The organism is Myxococcus sp. AM011 (assembly GCF_013372595.1).
Classification (GTDB): domain Bacteria; phylum Myxococcota; class Myxococcia; order Myxococcales; family Myxococcaceae; genus Myxococcus; species Myxococcus eversor.
Genome location: NZ_JABXEM010000469.1, coordinates 1 through 3,711, shown reverse-complemented (window position 1 = coordinate 3,711; position 3,711 = coordinate 1). Strand labels below are relative to the sequence as shown.

The window sequence follows — 3,711 nt, the reverse complement described above, 5'->3', positions numbered from 1 at the left end:
CAAGGTGTCGCTCGGGAAAATGTAGCGGACGACTCAGGCGCCCGCGCCGAGCAGCAGCTTGGGCTGCTGAAGGATGCGCGCTTCCTCGTCTCGCTCCGAGAGGAGCTTGTTGCCGAGGAAGACCGCCTCGCGAAGAGCCGCATGGGCCTCGCACGCCAGTACATGGCCGAAGGGGACCATGAGGATTCGAGCAAAGAGGAAGAGCCGTGAGCGTCCGCAACATTTCAGAGTGCCTCCAGCATCGCGAGGACCGAGTCGGGGGCCTCGAAGCGGCTGGCAGCCGGCACCGTCACTGCGCAGCACTCCAGGGCCTTCCGCTTCATCTCGGTGTCGGCCTCCATGTACCTATGGGTCGTCTGCACGCTGACGTGGCCGAGCCACCCGCGAATCGTGCTGATGTCGACGCCCTTGCGAAGGAAGTTCATCGCGCAGGTGTGCCGCAAGAGGTGTGGCGTCACCGAGCGCTCTCCCAAGGACGGTATCTTGTCGGCAGCCTTCGCGACATGCCGCCGGACTACGTGAATCACGCCGTGGCGGACCATGTGCTTCCCGCTGCGGCTCGCAAAGAGCGGTGCGTCGGGGTGGGCTTCTCGCCGATCAGCGAGCATGTGGTTGAGCGCCTCGACGGTGGCGTCGCAGAGCGGCACGATTCTCTCCTTGCTGCCCTTGCCAAAGAGCAGCACCTGGCGAGGCATCTCGCGCCGAGCGTGCTTCACGTCGACGGCGATGGCCTCGGACTCGCGCGCACCTGTGCGGACAAGGAAGAGGAGCATCGCGTAGTCACGACGTCCAAGCACCGTGCTCCGATTTGGCGCGGCGAGCAGCGCGTCCTGTTCGTCGGGCCGGAGAAAGTCGGCCGCGGACTTGTCACACCGCTTCGCTGGCACCAAGAGCGCTCGTTCGACGACGCCGAGCGCGCCCGGGTCTTCGTAGCCTACGTGGCGGAAGAAGGTCCGCAATGCAGTCCGGCGCACGTTGCGGGTGGCGATACTGCAGCCGCGCTCGGACTCAAGGTGGTTAAGGAAGGCCACCAGTTCGTCGGCGTCGAGGTCGGCGACGGAGAGCGAGCTGGGCGGCCGCCCCTTGCGCTTCGAGACGAAGACCAGGAACAGCTTGAGCGAGTCGCGATAGCTCGCCACCGTTCTTGGACTCGCGCGGCGCTGCGTCGCGAGGGTGTCGCGGAAGAACGACTCGGCGATGTGGCCGAGCGTAGGGGTGCCATCACGCATGATGCACCTCTTCGACGCGTTTCGTGTGGCGGTCGGCCGCGAGCGCGAGGAGTTCCGGTGTCGCGGTCAGGTAGTACGCGGTGGAGGTGTAATTGACATGCCCCATGTACGTTGCGAGCACCGGGAGCATTGCCTGGACGTCGACGCCCTCGCGGTACCACGCCATCAGTCGCCGCACTGCGAAGGTGTGGCGCAAGGAGTGGAACGTCGGCTCGTGTCCATCGGCGCGCCGAACGCCAGCCCGACGGGCCACCGCGGCGAAGGCCAGCGTGAGGCTGTCCTTGTAGAAGCGCTCGCCCCTCGTCGTGCTGACGAAGAAGGCGCGGTCCGTACGCTTCGGGAACGCCGAGTCGCGGATGGCGCGGTACTCGCGCAGAGCGGACGCCGCGCTCGCATGGATTGGCACGAGCCGGTCCTTGCGAAACTTGGTGTCGCGCACCTTCAGCAGGCAGCCATCGAGGTCGACCTCGTCGTCGTCAAGGCCGCTCACCTCTCCGACACGGAGCCCCGCGCTGACCGCGAGGCCGAAGGCCGTGTGATGGGTCGAGGCCGCGAGTTGGGACTTGCGCGGGCTGCGCGCCTCGCGGAGGAGCCGCGTCAGCTCGTCGTCGCCGAAGATGAATGGCGGCGTGCGCTTGTAGTGTCGCCGCAGCGCGCGTGGGTCGAGCACAGACGTGCCCGGCACAAACACCGCGAGGTGCTGCGCGAAGTGCCGGACGACGTTGTAGCGCTTCCAGCTTCTCTCTGGAGAGCGCTTGCCATCGTCCGTGGCGAAGGCCAAGGCGAGTTCCTGGGTGACCGGACCGAGGTGTGCCCGTGATGCGACGTACTTCTCGAAGGTGCGCAGCACCTTCGCTTCGTCGACGAACGACTTGCCCAGCGTCTTCTGCTGGAGCTGCAGGTACGCCGCGACGTGCTCCTTCAACGTGGACGTGTTCATGCCGTCACCCCCAGCGCGAAGGGCATCGGGACCTTGCTCAGCGAGGCCAGGTCGACCTTGGTGTAGATGGCCGTGGTGTCGATGCTGGTGTGGCCGAAGACGTCGGAGACCTGCTTGATAGGCACCCCGCCGTTCACGAGCTGTGTCGCGAGGCTGTGGCGCAGGAGGTTGGCTGCGCCCTTGGCGCGCGAGACCCCGGCGCGGTCGAGCCGGCCGTAGATCATGGCGGTGATCGCCGAGCTGCTCGCGAACGGTCGATGCGGCGAGGTGTGCCGCAGGAATACGGTTCGGAGCTTCGTCTCGGGGCGCTCCTTGAGCACGTACTCGGAGAGGGCTTCCCCGATCTCGCCGGTGAGCGGCAGGTTGATGCCGCGCCGATTCTTCGTGCGCGGGATGCAGAGCTCGCCCGCTCGCCAGTGGATCTCGTCGAGCGTCAGCGCGCGAATGGTGCCCGGCCGGAGGCCGAGCCCGGCGATGAGCAGGAGGATCGCGCGGTCGCGACGACCGGGCGCGACGGCGACGTCGATGGCGTTGATGAGACGCTGAACGTCGCTCCACGCGAGATGATTCGGCACACTGGACAGGCGGTAGTTGACGAACAGCGGTACCGTCCCGGCGAAGTCGTGGGTGACCAGATCACGCAGGCGAAGGAACCGCAGCACCTGGCGCAGGTACCCGGCGAACTTCTGTCTGCTCGCGACGCAGCGGTAGTGCTCGCCCATCTCCTGGAAGTGCTCGAGCACGTCCCGCCCGGTGAGGGCATTCAGCTCGGTGTCGCCATGGCGCCGCCGGTGGAAGGCCAGCAGTCGACGAACCACGTCGGCCTCGCTGAGGCGAACGCCCGCCGTGAGACCTCGGGTGTCGCGGAGGTGTTCGTCGTAGGCGATCAACAGCCGGAGCTGCCACGCCATCGGCGGGGCAACGTCGAACAGCCCGAGCTCGCCGAGCGCGTGGCGGACGTCGCGCGCGTGGAAGGCGTCGGCGCTCGCCGGTACGCCCTCAAGCAGGAAGTCGATCAGGTCGCGATCAGCCCAAGGCGAGCCACTTCTCCGCGCGGCGGTGAAGTCCGCGAAGCGGCCGGCGCAGAGCAGAACGCGCCTCGTGTCTTGGCGCTCGTGGTTCCTCTCAAGGCGCTCTCCAAGTCGGTCGATGTGAGGGGCGAGCGGCCCCTTGCGCAGGCCATCAACGACCCGCTTGGACATGCAAATGTCTTCGATCATGGCGTCTCCTTCGTCGTGCCCGCGGAAGTGCGGGCCGACGCAGAAGACGTCAGCAAAATGTTGCGCGCACGAAAGCGGCGCGGAGGCGAGCTCACTCATCGTTCAGCCCCTCTCCGATCTGCGCCACCTCCGTGGGCGCTTCCAGCGCTCCTCGCGCGAGCGCCATCCTGCGCTCGGCAAGCCGCTGCTCTTCGGCCGCCAGCTCCTCGCGGAGCGACAGCAGGAACTTCGCGTCCTTCAGGAGCGCGACCCGATGCTCGGCGGTCTTCGCCGTCTCCTCGGATGGCTCCGCTACATTTTCCCGAGCGACACCTTGGGTTTG

The 3,711-nt window shown here is 67.0% G+C and carries 5 protein-coding genes; 1 reads left to right on the top strand and 4 read right to left on the bottom strand.

Features of this window, described 5'->3' with window-relative positions:
• The coding region (locus HUW62_RS48285; RefSeq protein ID WP_217911974.1) for a hypothetical protein at positions 1–210 on the top strand (210 nt) is incomplete at its 5' end.
• 14 nt (positions 211–224) lie between these two features.
• Here HUW62_RS48285 and HUW62_RS46155 read toward each other — a convergent pair.
• The 4 genes from HUW62_RS46155 to HUW62_RS46140 all read right to left on the bottom strand — a co-directional run.
• A complete protein-coding gene (locus HUW62_RS46155; protein WP_176438075.1) occupies positions 225–1,229 on the bottom strand; it encodes a tyrosine-type recombinase/integrase in 1,005 nt (334 codons plus the stop codon).
• A complete protein-coding gene (locus tag HUW62_RS46150; RefSeq protein WP_176438074.1) occupies positions 1,222–2,169 on the bottom strand; it encodes a tyrosine-type recombinase/integrase in 948 nt (315 codons plus the stop codon). Before HUW62_RS46150 ends, HUW62_RS46155 begins: the two co-directional genes overlap by 8 nt.
• Positions 2,166–3,488 carry a tyrosine-type recombinase/integrase gene (locus tag HUW62_RS46145; protein ID WP_176438073.1) on the bottom strand — a complete coding sequence of 441 codons (1,323 nt, stop codon included), beginning with the start codon at positions 3,486–3,488 and terminating at the stop codon, positions 2,166–2,168. The genes HUW62_RS46150 and HUW62_RS46145 overlap by 4 nt, the downstream gene beginning before the upstream one ends.
• The coding region (locus tag HUW62_RS46140) for a hypothetical protein (protein ID WP_176438072.1) at positions 3,481–3,711 on the bottom strand (231 nt) is incomplete at its 5' end. The genes HUW62_RS46140 and HUW62_RS46145, both read right to left, overlap by 8 nt.